Here is a 21,528-nt window from a genome sequence, read left to right as displayed (position 1 = left end):
TATGTCCCCCCCAAACATCTTAATGACTCGCATTGACAATCGTCTGATCCATGGTCAAGTCGGTATCACTTGGACCAATTCACTTGGTGCCAACTTAGTTGTCGTTGCTAATGATGAAGCAGCCAATGATCCAATTCAGCAATCACTAATGGACATGGTGGTATCCGATGGCGTCCAAACCCGCTATTTTACCTTACAAAAAACGATCGACATTATTCATAAGGCAGCGGAGCGGCAGAAAATTTTTATTGTTTGCAAAACACCGCAGGATGTATTGACGCTAGTAAAAGGTGGGGTACCCATCAATTTTGTCAATATTGGTAATATGCATTTCTGCGAAGGAAAAAAACAGATCCATAAAACCGTTTCCGTTGATCACAATGATATAGAGGCTTTTCGTCAGCTTAATCAATTAGGCATCCCCTGTGAAATTCGCCGCGTGCCAGACGAAACGGGTGAAAATATTACCAATCTGCTGAATTAATGGAGACAAATATGTTTACTGATGCATTATTGATCGCCTTATTAGCAGGCATTGCCGGCGTTGATCTATTTGATGGGCTCACTCATCTTCATCGTCCAATTGTAATAGGCCCCATTGTGGGATTAATTTTAGGTGATGTGCAGACGGGTCTATTAGTTGGTGGAACATTAGAACTTGTTTGGATGGGAATGGTATTACTTGCTGGGGCACAACCTCCCAATGTGGTTATCGGTGGTATTATTGGTACCGCTTTTGCCATTCTCACCCAGTCTGATCCTAAAGTTGCTATTGGAATTGCCATTCCCTTTTCAATTGCGGTGCAAGGTTGCATTACCCTATTATTTACCCTTTATTCACCCATGATGCATAAATGCGATCAAATGGTCAAAAATCTCAATTGGCGCGGCGTTGAATGGGTAAACTATCTTGGCATTATTATTCTATTCTGTTTTTACTTTATCGTTGCCTTCTTACCTATTTATTTCGGCGCTGACGCTGCCAGTGCTATGGTACAAAAAGCCCCACAATGGCTGCTCGATGGACTGGCGGTTGCCGGTGGTATGATGCCGGCAATCGGCTTCGCTCTGCTAATGAAAATCATGATGAAAAAAACTTATGTCGCTTATTTTATCTTAGGTTTTCTCGCAGTCACCTTCCTAGATCTACCGATTATCGCCATCGCTTTAGGTGCCTTTGCTATTGCTTTAATCGATTTCTTTAACCGCACTCGTAATAATGATGGCGAGACAGCAAACATGCCATCACAAACCAATCAACAGGAGATGAATGATGGCATTTAATCGAGCTGATGAAGAAATGGCAAAAAAAAGTGAAAAACGCATGGCACAAGCTCTTGCCACCAGCCAGGTAGAGAGTGATGACTATATTGATACCACGCCCGGCAAAGCATTAACATCCTATGACATCAATGTTATGGCGCTACGCTCATTGCTTTTGCAAGCTTCATTTAACTATGAACGTATGCAAGCCGGTGGATGGTTATATACCCTAATCCCCGCTTTGCGGAAAATTCATAAAAATCCACAAGATCTCGCCAATTCCATGAAAATGCATATGGAATTTATTAATGTTCACCCGTTTGATGTCACTTTTTTATCCGGCCTAGTATTAGCAATGGAGCGCAGTAAAGAAAAAATTTCTACTATCCGTGCGGTTAAAGTAGCCTTGATGGGGCCTTTAGGGGGAATTGGTGATGCCCTATTTTGGCTTACTCTACTACCAATCTGTGCCGGTATTGGTGCTTCACTTGCCTTACAGGGCAGTATTTTTGGCCCGATCGTTTTCTTTCTGCTATTTAATATCGTTAATTTTGCCTTACGCTTTGGTTTAGCGCATTACGGTTATCAGGCAGGGACTAAAGCGATTGCAATACTAAAAACTCACACCAAAAATATTTCTCATGCCGCCTCTATTGTCGGTATGACGGTAATTGGGGCATTGGTAGCGTCTTATGTTCATCTCTCTACGCCATTAGTACTAAAAGCCGGTGAGGCTAAAGTAGCATTACAAACAGATGTATTGGATAAATTAATGCCCAATTTATTACCGCTAGCTTTTACCCTAATCGTCTACGTTTTTTTGAAACGTGGCTTTTCACCAGTAAAAATGATTGGCATTACCATCCTATTTGGGCTGGCAGGTAAATTAGTTGGATTCTTATAAGGAGTAAATATGTTAGGCATTGTCATTACCGGCCATGGAAGCTTTGCTAGTGGTTTAATGCAAGCAATGGAGCAAATTGTTGGCAAACAATCGCAGTGCACTGCAATTGATTTTACTGAGGGCATGACAACAGAAGAGTTATATCAAGCCCTAAATCAAGCCAGTAAAATTTGTGATAAGGGTGACGGCTTAGTATTTCTTACTGATTTACTAGGCGGCACACCATTTTCTCAAGCCGCACAGTTAACATTGACCCATCCACAATGGCAAGTCCTAACGGGAACCAATATGCAAATGGCTGTTGAAATGATGCTAGAACGCCAAACTCTGGATGCAGAAAAATTTCGTGATATGGCGCTGGATTGTGGCCACCAAGGATTAACCAGTTTATGGCATCAGCAACAGCAAAATAAAGGATCCCATAATAATGATGGTATTTAAGGAGTTACCATGTATTTAATTTCTAGCCGAGAAATGCTAAAAAATGCCCAACGGGGGCAATATGCGATACCCGCGTTTAATGTTCACAATTTAGAAACTATCCAAGTGGTTGTAGAAACTGCGGCCCAAATGGCTTCACCGGTCATTCTGGCCGGTACACCGAGTACCTTTACCTACGCCGGCCTGGAATACATGGTATCTATTTGCACCCAAGCCGCTTCATTAAACAAACTACCCCTTGCGCTTCATCTGGATCATCATGAAGAATTGACCGATATCTGCCATAAAGTTAAAGCCGGCGTTCGCTCGGTGATGATCGATGCCTCCCATCTACCCTTTGCAGAAAACATCGATACAGTGGCAAATGTTGTTCAATTTTGCCAACGTTACGATGTGAGTGTCGAAGCGGAATTAGGGCGCTTAGGGGGTCAAGAAGATGAATTAGTGGTTGATAGTAAAGAGAGTTTTTATACCGACCCGAGTGCCGCTAAAGAATATGTTGAGCAAACCGGCATAGATTCACTGGCCGTTGCCATCGGTTCTGCTCATGGACTCTACCACGATGAACCTCACCTTGACTTTAAACGCCTGGCTGAGATCCAATGTCAAGTTGATATTCCATTAGTTTTACATGGCGCATCAGGTATATCTGAAGAGATGATACGTCAATCTATTTCATTAGGGATCTGTAAAGTCAATGTGGCCACCGACTTAAAGATTGCCTTTGCTGATGCAGTAAAACAATATTTATCTGAACATCCGGATGCTAACGATCCGCGCCAATATATCACACCAGGAAAACAAGCAATGCAGCAAGTGGTAGAGAATAAGATTTTGATGTGTAATAGTGCCGGTAAAATCTAGCGCGATATTTCCACATTCAGCCACTAGTATTTAACAAAATCCGATGATTAATTATCTGTTAATAGCTTATTGCAACAACATTAAATAACAAAACTGGCTTAATCTTCATTAAAACAGATAAAAAATAGCAATGATAAAAATAAATCATCCCACGAGTGACCAAATATTTGCGTTCAAATAAATTGATATTCAGCAGGTATAAATAACTAATTAAAATCAGTTGTTTTGTTTGACAACAAAACAACTATTATCCTGCAATAGCATTAAGTAAAAGCAGCCCATAAAGGATCTGTTGCAATATCGGAGATCAAAAACCCAGTGTCTGTCGGCGTCAAGGTTACGGTGGCGGGTTGCAAAAAACGATATTGCTGCTGTTCATCATTATCATAAATCAATGCTTCTCGCTGATCTTTTGATAACCCTAAGTAAACCAGATCGTGATTAGCATCTAAACTACTTCCACCCTGTACTATCCGGCCGGCTAAACTATCATACCAACCCCTGATCGGGTTTCCATCTCGATCCTGCAAGCCCTGCAACATTATGTGATCAGCTGAGTGTGGCATCGTTTCAATCAGTTTCTCCAACTCTAACGTGACATCGACACTATGCTGACGTAACCAGTCCTGTGAAACCCCAAGTAATACATTTCTTCACTGGTTATCCAACAAACTGAATATCCCATTTTGTCGCAAACTAAATAATTTATTATTGATAGGAAAAAGCGTTTTAATATTAGTCGCGACTAATTGCGCCTGATTATTGGATAAACCATCATCTGGTTGGAAATAGAGGGTATGTTTTTGGAAATTATAAAAATAATAACCGGGCGACTCCCCCATCGTGGTCGCAGCAAGAATAAATTCTGACAGCGGTGCTAACGACAGCGATTGATTAACAATAGTATCATCATTAGGCAGCGGTACCTCCTCCTGCTCAACTAAAGTTGGCAGATTTAAACGAATTACTTTATGTCCATGGTTTGCTGTGGGTATTAACCAGTAATGCTGTTTCTGTTTGTCAATATAACCAGATAAATAGAGCACTTCAGCAACCCGGCTCGGAACAAGCTCGGCTGTGGAGATAAGCTTAGAAATAGTATCAATTTTAATAGGTGAGGAATTACCAAACTGGGTAGCTTCGGATAATAATAACGTGGCAGTATTTTTATTCTGTCCAGTAAAATCCATCAACTGTTTAAAATTATCTAATTGATTCAGCAGATCTTTACTACCATTAATTGCAACCAAGTTCAGCGCTGCATCCTCAACAGTATAGACACAGCGCATTCCATTGTCATGATTAATCACAAATAATAATTGGCCATTTCCCTGGATGGTATTGCTAGTAATAGCTACATTACCTACAGCAGGAAAACCAAATGGCAGATATTGCCGCAATAGCTGTCCAGTGCTAATTTCTACCTGCCAGATAGCCGTATCGCGATAAAACCAGGCTTTATCGCCTTCAACTTTAGCTAAAACCGCTTGGCTGAGAAATTCCGCCGCATCTGGCAGATTAGTATAAATCATACGGTTACGAGCCGTATCATAATAGGCTCTACCCACTTCACCTTTGCCACCTTCTGGCTGATAGTGATTGATGATCACAAATGCCGAAGAGAGTGACTCACTATTGGCTAACATTTTTAGATATTTATCTAGTGAATCTCTATTATTAAAATGCGATCCATCCACATTAATGAGTCGCATTTGTTGATTTTTTTCATCAAAAATGAAAGTTCCCTGTTTATTTATCACCTTAATCTGTTTGGCGTTTTTTGGTAATGTTATTGTTACATTATCTATATAGAGATCGTTATCCACTTTATTAAACTGCATATTGGTGCCCGGGTTTAGATAACGGGCATCCAATACCCAACGTGTATTGGCATGATTTGATAGCAAAGTTATTGACGCCTCTTTTGCTAAACTAATCCGATATTCTCCTTCGCCACCAACTAATAACTGATATAGCGTTGAAAATCCTTTGGTAATGCAGGGATCAGCAAATCCCGATCGCGATCGTCCAAAATCACTTTAATGGGGGTTGCAACATAATCTGGAATAATCCTATAGATTGCCCGTTCACCGGGAAAAGCATAAAAATCAAAGTCAAACCGACCATCTTCTTCCAGTTTTCTTAATATATCAAATCCCCTATCATATCGAGCAGTGACAAAGGGTAAAATCATATATACATAATCTAAATAGGTAACAGGAGTACCTGGCAGAACCAGAACATCATTACCCGGTTTAAAGTTGAATTGACTACTTTGATAGCCTAAGCCGTTTCGAATATTGATCGCCTGGCTTTTATCTTGATTTACGCCTCGATTGGGCCAAAACACAAAATAATCACTTCTTCCTGACCCAACCGTATTAGTAGGATCATTACGATAGAGATACTGGCTATCAAAAGTGAGTTTATTTTGCCGTAAGTCCAGTTCGGTAATGACTGCCCCAGGGATCGGCTTCATAAAAGTAATAACCGCAACATTGTCAGCTATTTTTTTTTTATTTGCCGATAACCACCCTGCTTATAAGCCCAATCAATATCAGCAAAATAGTTGCCTACTATCTGTACATTGTGAGTGACGTTACCAAACGCTTCTGCCAACGCGGTGATGCCTATGCCTAACCCTGCCAGTGGTACAGATAAGGCGCCAGTAAATGCAGCAACGGTAGTTGCCCCCAGCATGCCAGAACCGATTCCTATGCCAATTACGGCTAAATTAGTAATATCAACTCCTAACTGAGCACTAAAAACCGCCCGTTGCAGATCATTTTGCGCATTAGCTAACTCAATACTATCCAAAACAATACTGGCAATATTAAATACCCCCCCTAGAAAATAGCTACCATAAAACAATGGGCTCAATAATCCTTTCGTAGTTAGCTGTCCGGGGTAGGCAGCCAGTTGATATAAATTAACCAACCGCAATGTATCTTCTACTGTTCCATGCACTATTTGCGTCAAATTGAGATACGTATGTATATCCAGCGCCATACTAAGGGTTTCTGATAACTCATGATCCACCACCCCAAGCCTTTTTTATTGGCAAACCAGGGGATCAATTCTTTGATGAGAAAAGCCGCATTTAATCCATGTACACTATCTGCATCAGTGATATCACCTCGCAAAGCTAATGTCTTTCCGTTGTAATGATACACTTTCATAACCATTGCCAGATATTGATTATATTTATTAATAAAATCAATGATATGTTTATTATTTGTGACTAATTTCTTTATTTGATTAGTTTCATTATTAATAAACTGTAAATCATAACTGCCCAGTTGCGCTTTACTCTTAGTAAAACTAGCGAAAAACGGCACCCAGGTTTGTAGCGACAATTTATGATAATGATAAAACTGGCTTATAGTGGACTGAAATTGTTCAGCTAATTTAATGAAAGACAATAATTTATAAGATACAGAGTCTAACCCAGCAGGATCACCTAAGGCTACTTTTTCCATCTCTTTTTTCGTCAGGCTGTTGGCTGTTTTACCGGGCACATTCTCCATAAACCAATGATTATTATCATGATTAAAAAACAGCGTGGTTTTATTACCCGTTTCTGTTAATCGTTTTCTGCCCTCATCATTGACCATCAGCCTGGAAGAGTAGGCAGAGACAGAATAGGGTCGAATCGTTTTATCTAAAGCTTCAGCAAATTGTCTGACATAACTGGTTTGCTGCTGATCGTCAGCCAACGAACAACCAACCAGATTGATATGTTTCGGTGAAATAGTTATCTGCAAATCCGTCGCCAATTGTTTTAACTGCTGTGCCAGCGGTTTAGCTTCACGCCAGGCCAGGCTGACATGTTCTCCATCAAGGAGGCTATCTCGACCATGGCCAACTAACTGCCAGCGCTGCTGAGTTTGCTGCCGCAAATGCTCGATATTGCCATGCACCGTAAAACGATTTCCCTCACTATCCAGCTGCACTAAAACCGATATTTGCGGATGTTTTTTTAGTAATTGGCTCGCCGCTTCTCTTACTATCGAATCATTTTCCAGTTGTATAATTAATTGACCATCAAACCGGCTACTTTCACCTTCATGCTGAAAATTCACAGCTGGCCGTTGCCAACTTGACACCACACGAGCAGAGATCAATGTAGCATAATCCCAAATTGAACCATCCAGGCTAAGATTAATTGGCAGATGAATTGACTCAGCTTTGAGTTGATTTCCGGTAAAGTTAAATTTTATTAATTTATCTGGAATATGATCAGGCAAGGCAATAAGTTGGTTATTACTGGCATCAATCCTTATTAATGAATTGGGCAAATAATTGGTTAATATTTTTAATTTATTATTACTTACAATCAGGTTGGTTAAATTTGCCGGCAGGCTATCAGGTAAAAAGGTTAATTGGTTATTATCGACATTAAGCAATTGTAATTGAGCAGGCAAATTATCCGATAAGCGAATCAATTGATTGTAACTAATATCTAAACTGGCCAAAGTGGCTGGCAATTTATTTGCTAACTCTGCCAACCGGTTATGGCTTACATCCAATTGTATTAACCCTTTAGGCAGCGTATCTGGTAGAGAAGTTAACTGATTATTATAAGCATATAACATCTCGATGGTGGCTGGCAGATGAGCTGGCAACGACGTCAATTGGTTGCCGTTAATATTTAGTGATAACAGATTATCGGGGAGATAATCCGGTAAGCTGGTTAGATTTAAGTTTGATAGATCAAGGGATCGTTCTTGCGAACGAAGACAATCAACCACTCGATCAAATGGGTTTTTCTACCAACCATTTCCTTTGCCGGTGCTCGTACTAACCATTCTGACCATTCTAAAATTAATTCACCTTTAGAGCGGGATAACTCAGGTAATTGAGCTCCCTGTTTTATTTCAATATCAGTAACAGAAAGAGGGACATGACCCATAATGATCGGGTTATTGTCAATATCAAGAAAAAGTAGTTTATTAGGGAAGTGAGCGGGTAATTCTTTCAACTGATTACTGTTAACATTCAAATATTTTAATTTAGCCGGCAGATTAGGCGGCAAAACCGTTAGCTCATTATCACTAACATTAAGGTATCTTAGTTTGTCAGATAGATGATTAGATAAAGTGGTCAATCTGTTATGACTAACATCTAAGTATTTTAATTTATTAGACAAGCTTCCTGGCATTATTCCCAATTGATTATAACTGACATTAAGATGCCCTAACTGATTGGGTAGACTGTCAGGTAAAACAGTTAATTGATTATCACCAATATTGAGTTTTTTTAATCTATTAGATAAATTATCTGGCAGAGATTGTAGCAGATTATGACTAACATCCAAAGTAATTAAAATATCAGGCAGATGAGTTGGTAAAGAGGTCAATAAATTATTATGACCATCAAAATGTTTTAACATAATAGGCAATGTATTCGGCAAAGCGGTCAGGTTATTGACGCTAACATCAAGATAAATTAAGGAATTAGGCAGATTGCCCGGTAAAGCATTTAACTGATTATCTGCCGCATATAAATATTTTAGATTGGCGGGCAAGCTAGTCGGCAAAACCGATAGTTGATTGTTGTTGATTCTAAGTTCGGTAATGCTTGCAGGCAAATTATCCGGTAAACGGGTTAAATATAAACCAGATAAATCAAGTGACTGACTATTATTATCCTTAATGCAATCCATTATTCTTTCAAGCGCAACATCTCTACTATTAGCTTCGTCATGCGTAATATTTTTATCAGCAGCCCAATCAAGTAACTCCTCTTCTGAAATGTCTATACTATGCTCAACGCTATGCCATTGAGGGAATTGCAATGGATAACGAGTAGGTATTGAATCCAAGGGATTACCAGTAAAGTCACTGTACTCCAACTCTAAAGGCAGATGCTCAGGTAAGATGACTATCTGATTATTATGTACATCAAAAAAGACCAAATCTTCGGATAAATGGGCAGGTAAAGCCTGCAAATGATTATTATGCAGAATAAGCGTAATCAATTCATCGGGCAAATCAGGGGGAAATTCTGTTAATCGGTTATAACTGGCATCAAGGTATTCTACATCATCAAAAAAATGCGGTAATTCGGTTAATTGGTTATGATATAGCACAATATGCTCTAAGGAAGGAGGCATAATTGGAGGTAATTGAGTTAATTGATTATTATTAACAATCAATGTCACAAGGTCGCCAGGTAACCGATCGGGCAACAAAGAGAGTTGATTATGGCTAACAATAAGATATTGTATGCTATCCGATAAACTATTAGGCAAACTGGTAAGTTTATTATAGCAAGCTTCCAACGTGATTAGTGATGAGGGTAAAGCATCGGGTAATGTCGTTGATAGATTATGGCTAACAACTAATGTTTCTATCCCGTCTGGTAAACCCTCAGGTAGCACAGTTAATCTATTATGCTCAAGATAGAATTCGGTAAGCCCGGCCGGCAACTCACTGGATAATGAAGTTAATTGATTACCCGCCAGAGATAAAATTTGTAACAAGTCAGGTAATTTAATGGTTAGTGAAACTAACTGATTATAACTGGCATTAAGCGCGGTTATTGAATTTGGTAAATGGTCAGGCAATTTTGTTAGTTGATTTCGATTAGCATATAATATGAATAAATTAGCCGGCAAATCGACGGGTAAAGCAGTTAATTGATTATCACCAACATCCAATACTATTAAGCCTGCTGGTAATTTATCAGGTAAAAATTTTAATTGATTGCCGCAAAGTTTAAGAATTTTTAATTCACTGGGTAAATCTGATGGTAGCAAAGTCAGTAGAATGTCATTAGCGCGTAAGCTACGTAATTCATGCGGTAAAATTTCCGGCAGCTTTTTTAACTGATTATTACCAACATCAAGGTTAATTAAATTACTTGGCAACTCATCTGGCAGTTTCTGTAATTTATTATCTGCTACACTAAGCACTTTCAACATTTTTGGCAGTTGAGGGGGTAATGTGCTTAGCAGATTTTTATCGAGTTTAAGTTCTTGTAAGTGAGTTGGAAGTTTAGCGGGCAGCGCGGTTATCTGGTTATTGTTGACATAAAGAGAGCATAACTTGTTAGGAAGCATGCTTGGTAATGCCGTTAAATATGCCCCATTAACCTCTAATCTTTCTAGCCAATATGGCAACTGATTAGGCAATGCAGTCAATGGATTATCATTAGCTTTGAGTTCAAATATGTTACTTGGTAGCTTATCAGGCAAGCTCTCCAGATTGTTTTTATCCACATACAAAATGCTTAAAAATGTTGGTAAACTACTCGGTAATACGGTCAATTCATTATCATTAACATTTAATATTGATAATTTTGTGGGCAGTTGATCAGGCAGGCTACTTAATTCATTTTGGTTAGCATTTAATATGGTTAATTTTTTTGGTAGCTTATCTGGTAACCAAGTCAGCCTATTATGCTGAATATTTAATTCAAGTAATGTGTCAGGTAGATGTTCAGGCAAGCTGGTTAATTGATTGTTACCCGCATTCAAATTGGTTAATTGTTTTGGTAGATTATTGGGCAGCGTGGTTAACTGATTATCATTAATATTTAATTGTGTAATCCATTCCGGTAAATCAGGCAACGAAGTCAAAGACAAACCAGCTAAATTCAGCCATGAATTATCTTCGTTAATACAACTCAAAAGTCTATTTAGCGCAATGTCTCTCCGTTCCATTGGATCGATATCTGGTTCTGATGCCAAATCTCGCCATTCTGTTACTAACTCCAAAAGAGCAGGTGTTATATCCATAATTTTGCCATCCAAATGCACGTAAATTGTTAAAAACAACTTATTAATTTAGCAAAATTTAACAATTGAACTATTCAAGAATGTTAACTGCATCAAATATTGCATAAAATGATTGATAGAAAATGGCAAGTGTTGGCAAAAAATGGAATGAATAAAAAGCGAATTGTTGCTAGCCACAAGATTATTAATTTGTCACTGGCAGTTGCATTGCGCGCATAGAAGAGTGCATTAAAAAATTATCATATCATCACTCCGCTTGAGCAAGATAACTAATAATAAATAGCGGCTTGCTTGCCAGTGATTCAAGTTCTAATGCATCAGGATATTGTGCCAAGAGCCGCAGAAAAACTGATTGGCCAATAATACTGCGACCCAGTGGCGCTGCCGGTCTTAACAACAAAATAACGATTATCCGGAAAGACCACTAAGCAAAAGCGGCCCATAAAGGATCTGTCGGAATATCTGAGATCAAAAGTCCATTTTCTGTCGGCGTCAATGTGACGTTGGCGGGTTGCAAAAAACGATATTGCTGCTGTTCGTCATTATCATAAATCAATGCTTCCTGCCGATCTTCTGATAGACCTAAATAAACCAGATCATGATTAGCATCTAAACTACTTCCCGCTTGTACTATTCGACCGGCTTTACTATCATACCAACCTCTTATCGGATTTCCATCTCGATCCTGTAAACCCTGCAACATGATGTAATCAGCTGAATCTGGCATCCCATTAATCAGTTTATGCAAATCTAATATAACATTGTCATTATGCTTACGTAACCAATCCTGAGAAATCCCAATTAAGATATTTTTCCCCTGGTTATCCAATAAACTAAATATCCCATCTTCTCGCTGACAAAATAATTTATTATTAATGGGAAAAAGTGATCGAATATTACTCGCAACCAATTGCGCCTGGCTATTGGACAAACCATTATCTGGTTGAAAATAGAGAGCATGTGTTTGTGGATTATAAAAATAATAACCGGTTGACTCCCCTGTCGTGGTTGCCACAAGAATAAATTCTGACAGCGATGTTGACGAGTGCGCTTGGTTGGCAATCACCTCATCGCCATGGGGTAGCTCATCACTCTTTGATTGAGCGACTAAGTTTAAACGGATCATCTTGTTTGCATTCTTACCCTCAGTTATTAACCAATAATGCTGCTCTTGCCCGCCATTATAACCCGATAAATAGACTATTTTTGCCAGTTGGCTGGGAATAAAAGCGGCTGATGAAGCAAGCTTATCTAAGTGATGCATATCAAAGCTTGGAGAGGCACCAAATTGATTATGTTCAGATAACAACAACTCTGGTTTTTTATTTTGGCCAACAAAATCTACCAGCTGTTTGAGCCGATTTAACAGGTTTAACAGAGCTTTACTACCATTAATCGCAACCAAATTCAGCGCACTATCCTCAACGGTATAAACACAACGCATGCCATTTTGCTCAATCACAAACAGCAATTGACCATTTCCCTGAATCGTATAGCTACGAATAGCGGCATCATTTACCACAGGAAAACTAAATGGCAGATATTGCCGCAATAACTGCCCCGTACTAATTTCTACCTGCCAAATAGCGGTATCGCGATAAAACCAGGCTTTATCACCGTCAACTTTGGCTAACATCGCTTGACTGAGAAATTCCGCTGCATCTGGCCGATTGGTATAAATCATACGGCTACGGGCGGTTTCATAATAAGCTCTGCCGACATGTCCAACAGCATTATCTGGTTGATAGTGATCGATGATGACAAATGGAGTTGGATGATCCTGAATATTGGCTAACATTTTTAGATATTCATCCAGTGAATCACTATTATTGAAATGCATCGCATCCATATGAATGATATGCATTTGCTGACTATTTTCATCAAAGACGAAGGTTCCCTGTTTATTTATCACCGTAATCCGACTGGCATTTTTTGGTAACGTGACAATAACATTATCTATATAGAGATAGTTACCCTCTTCGCTAACCTGCATATTAGTGCCCAACTCAAGATAACGTGCATCCAATAGCCAACGCGTATTGGCATGATTTGATTGTAAGGTTATTGACACGCCTCTCGCTAAGCTAATCCGATATTCTCCTTCACCACCAATCAACTGATAACTAATATAATGCTGAAACTCGACCGGTAATGTAGGTAGCACCAAGTTCCGATCGCGATCGTCTAAAATCACTTTAATCGGGGTTGCCACATAATTGGGTATAATCCGATAGATTGCCCGTTCACCGGGAAAAGCATAAAAATCGAAATCAAACCGACCGTCTTCTTCCAGTTTTCTTAATAGAGCAAAACCTCTATCATCACGTGTGGTGACAAAAGGTAAGATCATATAGGCATAATCTAGGTAGGTAATCGGCGTACCTGGCAGGATCAGAACATCATCACCTGACTTAAAGTTGGATTGACTACTTTGATAGCCCAATCCCTGTCGAATATTGATCGCCTGGCTTTTATCTCGATTTACGCCTCGATTGGGCCAGAACAAGAAATAATTACTGTGGCCTGATCCGCTGGAATAAGTAGGATCATTACGATAAAGATATTGGCTATCATAAGTCAGTGTATTGTGTCGTAAGTCCAGTTCAGTAATGACGGCGCCTGGAATCGGCTGCATAATTGTGATAACCGCATCACTGTCAGTGATTTTTTTCGTTATCCGCCGATAGCCACCATCTTGATAAGCCAAATCGATATCGGCAAAATAGTTGCCGACTATCTGAACACTATGGGTTACCTTACCAAACGCTTCAGCCAACGCAGTGACGCCGATCCCTACCCCTGCTAATGGGACAGCTAACGCACCAGTAAAAGTAGCAACTGTGGTTGCCCCTAGCATGCTAGCCCCTATTCCTATGCCAACAACCACTAAATTAGTAATATCAACCCCTAACTGAGCACTAAAAACCACTCGTTGCAGATCATTTTGCGCATGCGCTAATTCAATACTATCCAAAACAATACTGGCAATATTAAAGACACCTGCTAAAACGTAGCTGCCATAAAACAACGGGCTCAATAATCCTTTTGTTGCCTGCTGCCCCTGGTAGGCAGCCATTTGATATAAATTAACCAACCTTAATGTATCTTCCACTGTCCCGTGCACTATTTGTGTCAAATTGAGATAAGTGTGTATATTCAGTGCCATACTGAGGGTTTCTGATAACTCATTATCCATCACACCAAGCCGATGTTTATTGGCAAACCAGGGGATCAATTCTTTGAGCAGGAAAGCGGCATTTAATCCATGCACACTATCAACATCTGTCATATTACCCCGCAAAACTAATGTTTTACCGTTGTAATAATAAACTTTAATAATCATTTCCAAATATTGATTAAATTTATTAATAAAATCAATAATATGTTTATTATTAGTAATTAATTTCTTCAATTGATGGGTCTCATTATGAATAAAATGTAAATCATAACTGCCCGGCTGCATTTTACTTTTGCTTAAACTAGTAAAAAGCGGTACCCACTTTTGTAGCGACAAGCGATGATAATGATAAAACTGACTCATAATCGACTGAAATTGTTCAGCCTGCTTAATGAAAGACATTAATTTATAAGAGATAGACTCCAGCCTGGCAGGAGCACCTAAGGTCGCGGGTTCAATCGCTGATTTTGCCAGGTTATTAACGGTTTTACCGGCCACCTTCTCTATATGCCAGTCATTTTTCTCATTATTAAAAAACAGCGTGGTTTTATTACCCGTTTCTATCAATCGTTTTCTGCCCTCATTATTGACCATCAGCTTAGACGAATAAGCAGAGACAGAATAGGGTCGAATCGTTTCATCTAAGGCTACAGCAAATTGTTTGACATAACTGATTTGCTGCTGATCGTCTGCCAACGAACAACCCACCAGATTGATATGTTTGGGCGAAATAGTTATCTGCAAATCTATCGCCAATTGTTTTAATTGCTGTGCCAGCGATTTAGCCTCACGCCAGGCCAGGCTGACATATTCTCCATCAGGCAGGCTACGGCCATGGCCAACTAACTGCCAGTGCTGCTTAGTTTGCTGCCGCAAATGCTCGATATTGCCATGCACCTTAAAACTATTTCCCTCACTATCCAGTTGCACTAAAACCGATATTTGCGGATGTTTTTTAAATAATTTACTCGCCGCCTCTCTCACTAGTAGATCATCTTCCAGTTGGATAATTAATTGGCCATCGAAACGACTGCTTTCACCTTCATGCTGAAAACTCACTGCTGGCAGTTGCCAATCTGATACCTTACGATCAAAGTTCAAGCTAGCATAATCCCGACTAGAATCAGTCAAGCGAAGGTTAATAGGCAGATATATCGACTCAGCACTGAGTTGATTTTTCGTAAAGTTAAATTTTATTAATTTATCAGGAATATGATCAGGCAAGGCTGTAAGTTGATTATTACTGACATCAATCCTGATTAATGAATTTGGCAAATAGTTAGTTAACGTTTTTAATTCATTATTACCCACGAACAGATGCGTTAAACTGGCCGGCAGGCTATCAGGTAAGAAGGTTAATTGGTTATTATTGGCATTCAGTAATAGTAAACCAGCTGGTAAATTATTCGGTAATCGAATCAATTGATTGTTACTAATATCTATACCGAGCAACGTGGTTGGCAAATTATTGCCTAACGCCATTAACTGGTTATGGTTAACATCCAATAGTATTAACCTTTCAGGTAGGTTAACAGGCAGAGAAGTTAACTGATTATTAGAAGCATAAAGCTTTTGGATAGTGGATGGGAGTTCCGCCGGTAACACTGCAAGTTGGTTATCGTTAACATTTAATGATATCAGATTGTAAGGTACATGAGCGGGAAGGCTAGTAAGATTTAAGTTGGATAAATCAAGTGATCGTTCTTGCAAACAAAGACAATCAATCATTCGATGAACGGCAATTTCTCTAGCATTGGCTTCCTTTGTGGGGGCTTGATCTAACCATTTGAACCATTCTGGAATTAATTCATATATAGGCCTGAATAACTTAGATAATTGTGCAGTCTGCTTGCTTTCAATAGCCGCAATGGAAATAGCGGCATGATCACTAGTGAGCGGATTGTTATCAATATCAAGAAAAAGTAGTTTATTAGGGAAGTGAGCGGGTAATTCTTTCAACTGATTACTGTTAACATTCAAATATTTTAATTTAGCCGGCAGATTAGGCGGCAAAACCGTTAGCTCATTATCACTAACATTAAGGTATCTTAGTTTGTCAGATAGATGATTAGATAAAGTGGTCAATCTGTTATGACTAACATCTAAGTATTTTAATTTATTAGACAAGCTTCCTGGCATTATTCCCAATTGATTATAACTGACATTAAGATGCCCTAATTGATTAGGCAGACTGTCAGGTAAGGCTGTTAATTGATTATCACTAATATCGAGTTTCTTTAATTTATTTGATAAATTATTTGGCAGGGATATCAGTTGATTATGACTAACATCCAAGGTAATTAAAATATTGGGTAGATTAGTTGGCAAATAGGTCAATAAATTATTATGACCATCTAAATGTTGTAACATAATAGGCAACGTATTCGGCAAAGCCGTCAGTTTATTGCCACTAACATCAAGATAAATTAAGGAATTAGGCAGATTGCCCGGTAAAGCATTTAACTGATTATCTGCCGCATATAAATATTTTAGATTCGCTGGCAAGCTAGTCGGCAAAACCGACAGTTGATTGTTGTTGATTCTAAGTTCGGTAATGCTTGCAGGCAAATGAGCCGGTAAACGGGTTAAATGTAAACCGGATAAATCAAGTGACTTACTATTATTATCATTAATGCAAGCGTTTATTCTTTTTACTGCAATATTTCTGCCGTGATATTCATCAGCACTAATATATTTATCATGTGCCCAATGAAGTAACTCCTCCTCTGAAATATCTATACTATGCTCGTCGTCACGCGATTGTTGGAGTTGCAATGGAAAACGAGTAGGTATTGAGTCCAATGGGTTACCACTAAAGTCACTGTACTGCAACAGTAAAGGCAGATGGTCAGGTAAGCTAGTGATCTGATTATTATGTACATCAAAAAAAATCAGATCTTGGAATAAATGAGCAGGTAAAGCTGGTAACTGATTATTATGCAGAATAAGAGTCACCACATCAGTAGGCAAATGTGCAGGAAACTCAGTTAACCGGTTATAACTTGCATCAAGATAGGATAAATTTTCAAAAAAATGCGGCAATTCAGTTAATTGATTATTATGTACCACGATCTGCTGTAAAAAAACAGGCATAACTTCCGGCAATTGAGTTAATTCATTATTATTAACAATCAGAATGTTAAGGTTAAAAGGTAATGGATCAGGCAGCAAATTGAGTTGGTTATGGTGAGCAACAAGATATTGTAAGCTTGGCGGTAAATGAGCAGGCAAGCTTACAAATTTGTTATAGCTGGCATCCAAAATTTCTAGTGATGTGGGTATATGATCAGGAAATACCCTTAATTGATTGTGGCTAACATCTAATTCAGTGATGCCATCTGGCAAGTCCTCGGGTAACGCCTTTAGTTGATTGCGCTTAACATCTAATTGGGTGAGCCCGCGCGGCAAATTCCTGCCTAGCCAAGTTAATTGATTGCCGGCAATCAATAAGCGGTTTAATGCAGCAGACAATTTATCAGGTAGTGAAACTAGTTCATTATAACTCGCATCAATTTCTACTAAAGAATCTGGTAAATGGTCAGGCAATTTTTTTAGCTGATTTCGACTAACATTTAACAGTTTTAATTCATCCGGTAAAGCGCCTTGAATGGCCGTTAATTGGTTATCACCAATATCTAATACTGTTAACCAAGGTGGTAGTTGATCGGGTATATTTTTTAACTGATTACCATAAACTTTAACAATATTTAAATCTCGTGGTAAAAATGGTAGCGAGGCCAGTTGATTATCATTAGCGAGTAAGGTAAGTAAGTTGTTTGGTAAAATTTTAGGCAGTGCTTTTAATTGGTTATGACTAACATCCAGCACAATTAAATCTACGGGCAAGACTTGCGGTAAGCTTGTTAATTTATTAGATGCTACATTCAGCATTCTTAATAGTGCTGGCAGTTGATTGGGTAATACGCTTAACTGATTGATATCGATTGTCAGTGCTTGTAACTTAGGCGGAAGTTTAGTGGGCAGCGCGGTTATTTGATTGTTGCTGACACTTAGATGGTATAACTCGTCAGGCAAAGTATTTGGTAATGCGGTCAAAAATGCGTTATTAACCATTAATTTTTCTAGCTTAAATGGTAATTTATTAGGTAAAGCAGTCAATGGATTGTCGCTGGCATCAAGATAAAATAGGTTATTTGGTAGATTATCAGACAAACTTTCGAGGTTATTTTTATTAACAGACAAAATGGTTAATGATAGGGGTAAATTATGAGGTATAGTCGTCAATTGGTTATCACTAACATCTAATACTGATAATCCGTCAGGCAGATGCTCAGGCAAACTACTTAATCGATTATGATCAGCATTTAACATAGATAAGTTTTTTGGCAGATTATCAGGTAGCCTAGTTAACTTATTATGATCAACCCTTATTTCTATTAATGTTTCAGGTAGATGCTCAGGCAAGCTAGTTAATTGATTTTTACCTGCATCCAAATGAGTTAATGTTTTGGGCAAATTAGCGGCCAGTGTGGTTAACTGATTATTATGAATATCTAATGTTATTAACCATTCTGGTAAGGTAGGCAACGAAGTTAAAGACAAGTGGGATAAATCAAGATGTGGATCTTTTTTAATGATACAGTCAAAAACTCTGTTTAATGCAGTCTCTCTCTGTTCCGATGGATCAATATTTGGTTCTGATGCCCAATCACGCCATTGAGCGATTAGACTCCATAAAGCAGGTGATAGATCCATTATGCACCATCCTAAGATAAGTAAATTGTTAAAAATGACTTATTAATTTAGCAAAATTTAACAATTGAGCTATTCAAGAATGTTAACTGCATCAAATATTACATAAATGATTGCTAGAAAATAGTAAGCGTTAGCAAACATCTGGATGAACAAATAGAGAATTGTTGCCAGCCGCAAGATTGTTAATTTGCCACTGGCAGTTGCATTGCGTTAATAAAAGGGGGCGAGGGAAAAATTTATCAAATCATCATCACTCTGCTTGATCGAGATAGCTAATAATAAATAGCGGCTTGCTTGCCAGTGATTCAAGTTCTGGTGCATCAGGATATTGAGCCAACAGCGGCAGAAAAACGGACTGGCCAATAATACTGCGACTCGGTGGCGCTGCGGGTCTCAATCCCCATACATTATGGTAGATTATCGGTACAGGACGCCCCTGCCAATTTGAGTTACCAACATACAACATAATATGACCTTGTATATAGATTAATGTTTTAAATGGCTGGCCATATTTCATCAAATAAGCAATCCGTTCATTGGTTGAATAATCGCTCAGGTCAATTCGCTTACCAATTAACGATTGGGGTAGTGAATTTCTTGGCAGAAAAATACCAAAAGGCAACATAAGATTTCTCACTTCCGCCGAACAGTCATTAAAACCATAAAGACTTCCCCAGCCATAATCCTTGCCTTGCATATATTGGATGATATGTGCCATATTTTCGGCGGTCGGTAAGATAGGTACCTGACGCACTTGTTGTTCAAACTGTGGTGCATAACGAATAACAGCATAACCATTGCCATCCGATACTGGTAATACAATCTTTGCTTTACCTTTAATCAATTTTAATGGCAATAATGTGCCCGTACGGGCGGTAAATCTAAAAATGCCCTGTTCATCAGTAAAACTGGCATTATCATTAATAACCGCAGCCAGCTTTTTGTTCGCCATGGCTGTCCACTGCTGGATAAAATGATTATTTGCTTTAGCAATATGTGAGCTATCCACCCATCCCATGACCGTTGATGAAATAATGAAACTCCAAGATTTATCTGCTGTTACTGCCGCAATGTAAACCGGTTCAGCTGGATGAAGGGCTGAGTTTTGCAGCATATCGAAAGGATAACCTTGACCGGCTTCACGCGGATCTTCAAAAGCAGGATAAGCCGTTGGTAGGAATCTTACCGCGGTTTCACGCAAAGTGATCCCTCGGTCAGCAACAGTAAAATGCTCAGCTATCGGCACGGATACCCGATATTGCATTTTTGCTTTCCAGTTAGCATCTAGTAAGCGAAAATTTTCGCCATAGTGACTCACATTAGGCGCAGTAAACTTTTCTGCAAAATGGGATAAATTTCTTTTCGCATTTTTTACATCCGATACATCCTGTGCATCCTGTAAAACTGACTGAATGTAATTACCATTCCAGGGTGATTGTTCCCCAAAATAGCGCGCTAACAGGTTATCGAACGCCTCTTTTTGTTGTATTTCAGTTAAAAATGGTTGTCGGTAACCCGGTTCATGAGGCGGGATCCAGCGAGCGCTATTTTGGGGATAATTAGCAATTGGAAAAAGTTTTTTGGTTTGATCAATAAAGATAATATCTTGCTTATTACTAAATGATGGCGATGTAGGCGGTGTTTTATTACCACAACCAATCAGTAATAACAGAATGCTAAAGCTAATAATCTTTTTCATTAATGCCAGCTCCTCGAGATTTACTACTTTTTACTATATCCATGTCATGCTAACTTATTTAAATTTTAATATTAAGCTTAATTAAAATGACTGTTTAAATTATATTACACTATTTATTATAAATAATGAAAACAAATAAATCGTAAATTTAAAATATTTAGTCGGTTACTGATAATGAACAATTTATCGTATTTATGGTTAATCGATTAAAAAAGATAGTTTTTATATTTATTATCCATTTTTAATGCATTAAAATGGACAATTTCATTAACTATAAAAATAGTAAAATCATTTTATTTTTAATACCCATATTATTGATAATGATAAAAATAACCATTTATCTATTTTTTTATAATTGAATATTGAACATGGAAATAACTTATTAATTTCATACTAAATTATTGTCATATTAAAACAGGTTTTAATTCTATTATTTGCTATTTTGAAGTTTGATATAATAGGTAAAATAAAAAACAATAGATAAAATAGTAGCTGAAAATTGTCTAGCAATATCTTTCACCAGCAATATTTACAATTATATCACCAATTATATTTAATAAAAAAATAAATATAATTACACATAATGTTAACAAATGATTTAAATTAATTTGGTTATTATTTACAAGAATATCCAGCGTAAGTAAATAAAATACTATATTAACAATAGGACATTAATATGACTCTTTACATGAAAAATAAATTCTTAATATTATCAATCATTT

General features: G+C 38.2%; 12 protein-coding genes and 1 pseudogene. 5 read left to right on the top strand and 8 right to left on the bottom strand.

All coding sequences use genetic code 11. From position 1 onward, the window contains the following. The first annotated feature begins 1 nt into the window (after position 1). From agaV to H1X92_RS03040, 5 genes are read left to right on the top strand one after another with little or no spacing between them, the layout of a single operon-like run. Positions 2-484 carry a PTS N-acetylgalactosamine transporter subunit IIB gene (agaV, locus tag H1X92_RS03060; RefSeq protein WP_180558789.1) on the top strand — a complete coding sequence of 161 codons (483 nt, stop codon included), beginning with the start codon at positions 2-4 and terminating at the stop codon, positions 482-484. Then, a complete protein-coding gene (gene agaW / locus H1X92_RS03055; protein WP_370520625.1) occupies positions 484-1,284 on the top strand; it encodes a PTS N-acetylgalactosamine transporter subunit IIC in 801 nt (266 codons plus the stop codon). The genes agaV and agaW overlap by 1 nt, the downstream gene beginning before the upstream one ends. Continuing rightward, on the top strand, positions 1,274-2,167 hold the full coding sequence (locus H1X92_RS03050; protein WP_180558844.1) for a PTS system mannose/fructose/sorbose family transporter subunit IID: 894 nt from the start codon (positions 1,274-1,276) through the stop codon (positions 2,165-2,167). The genes agaW and H1X92_RS03050 overlap by 11 nt, the downstream gene beginning before the upstream one ends. 9 nt (positions 2,168-2,176) lie before the next feature. Then, positions 2,177-2,608: a PTS galactosamine/N-acetylgalactosamine transporter subunit IIA gene (agaF, locus tag H1X92_RS03045; protein WP_180558787.1), complete on the top strand. Its 432-nt coding sequence runs from the start codon at positions 2,177-2,179 to the stop codon at positions 2,606-2,608. Between the two features lie 9 nt (positions 2,609-2,617). Continuing rightward, positions 2,618-3,472: a tagatose bisphosphate family class II aldolase gene (locus H1X92_RS03040; protein ID WP_180558786.1), complete on the top strand. Its 855-nt coding sequence runs from the start codon at positions 2,618-2,620 to the stop codon at positions 3,470-3,472. Between the two features lie 263 nt (positions 3,473-3,735). Here H1X92_RS03040 and H1X92_RS03035 read toward each other — a convergent pair whose 3' ends face one another. The 8 genes and pseudogenes from H1X92_RS03035 to H1X92_RS02995 form a co-directional block, all read right to left on the bottom strand. Continuing rightward, positions 3,736-4,038: a hypothetical protein gene (locus tag H1X92_RS03035; RefSeq protein WP_180558785.1), complete on the bottom strand. Its 303-nt coding sequence runs from the start codon at positions 4,036-4,038 to the stop codon at positions 3,736-3,738. An 87-nt stretch (positions 4,039-4,125) separates the two neighbouring features. Then, a pseudogene (locus H1X92_RS16040) lies at positions 4,126-5,951 on the bottom strand (TcdA/TcdB pore-forming domain-containing protein). 26 nt (positions 5,952-5,977) lie between these two features. Continuing rightward, positions 5,978-6,481, bottom strand: coding sequence for a TcdA/TcdB pore-forming domain-containing protein (locus H1X92_RS16035; protein WP_180558783.1), 504 nt, complete (start codon positions 6,479-6,481; stop codon positions 5,978-5,980). Then, positions 6,448-8,223: a C80 family cysteine peptidase gene (locus H1X92_RS16030; RefSeq protein WP_180558782.1), complete on the bottom strand. Its 1,776-nt coding sequence runs from the start codon at positions 8,221-8,223 to the stop codon at positions 6,448-6,450. The genes H1X92_RS16035 and H1X92_RS16030 overlap by 34 nt, the downstream gene beginning before the upstream one ends. Further along, a complete protein-coding gene (locus tag H1X92_RS03010; RefSeq protein WP_180558781.1) occupies positions 8,172-11,213 on the bottom strand; it encodes a hypothetical protein in 3,042 nt (1,013 codons plus the stop codon). The genes H1X92_RS16030 and H1X92_RS03010 overlap by 52 nt, the downstream gene beginning before the upstream one ends. Positions 11,214-11,460: 247 nt before the next feature. Continuing rightward, positions 11,461-11,613, bottom strand: coding sequence for a hypothetical protein (locus H1X92_RS03005; protein ID WP_180558780.1), 153 nt, complete (start codon positions 11,611-11,613; stop codon positions 11,461-11,463). A gap of 24 nt (positions 11,614-11,637) precedes the next feature. Then, a complete protein-coding gene (locus tag H1X92_RS03000) occupies positions 11,638-19,107 on the bottom strand; it encodes a TcdA/TcdB pore-forming domain-containing protein (RefSeq protein WP_180558779.1) in 7,470 nt (2,489 codons plus the stop codon). Between the two features lie 250 nt (positions 19,108-19,357). Continuing rightward, entirely contained in the window at positions 19,358-20,806 is a 1,449-nt protein-coding gene (locus H1X92_RS02995; protein ID WP_180558778.1) for an SH3 domain-containing protein, read from the bottom strand. Positions 20,807-21,528 lie beyond the last annotated feature (722 nt).

The sequence above is a fragment of the Arsenophonus endosymbiont of Apis mellifera genome (assembly GCF_903968575.1).
Taxonomy (GTDB): Bacteria; Pseudomonadota; Gammaproteobacteria; order Enterobacterales; family Enterobacteriaceae; genus Arsenophonus; species Arsenophonus apicola.
This window is presented reverse-complemented; position numbering and strand designations above follow the sequence as displayed.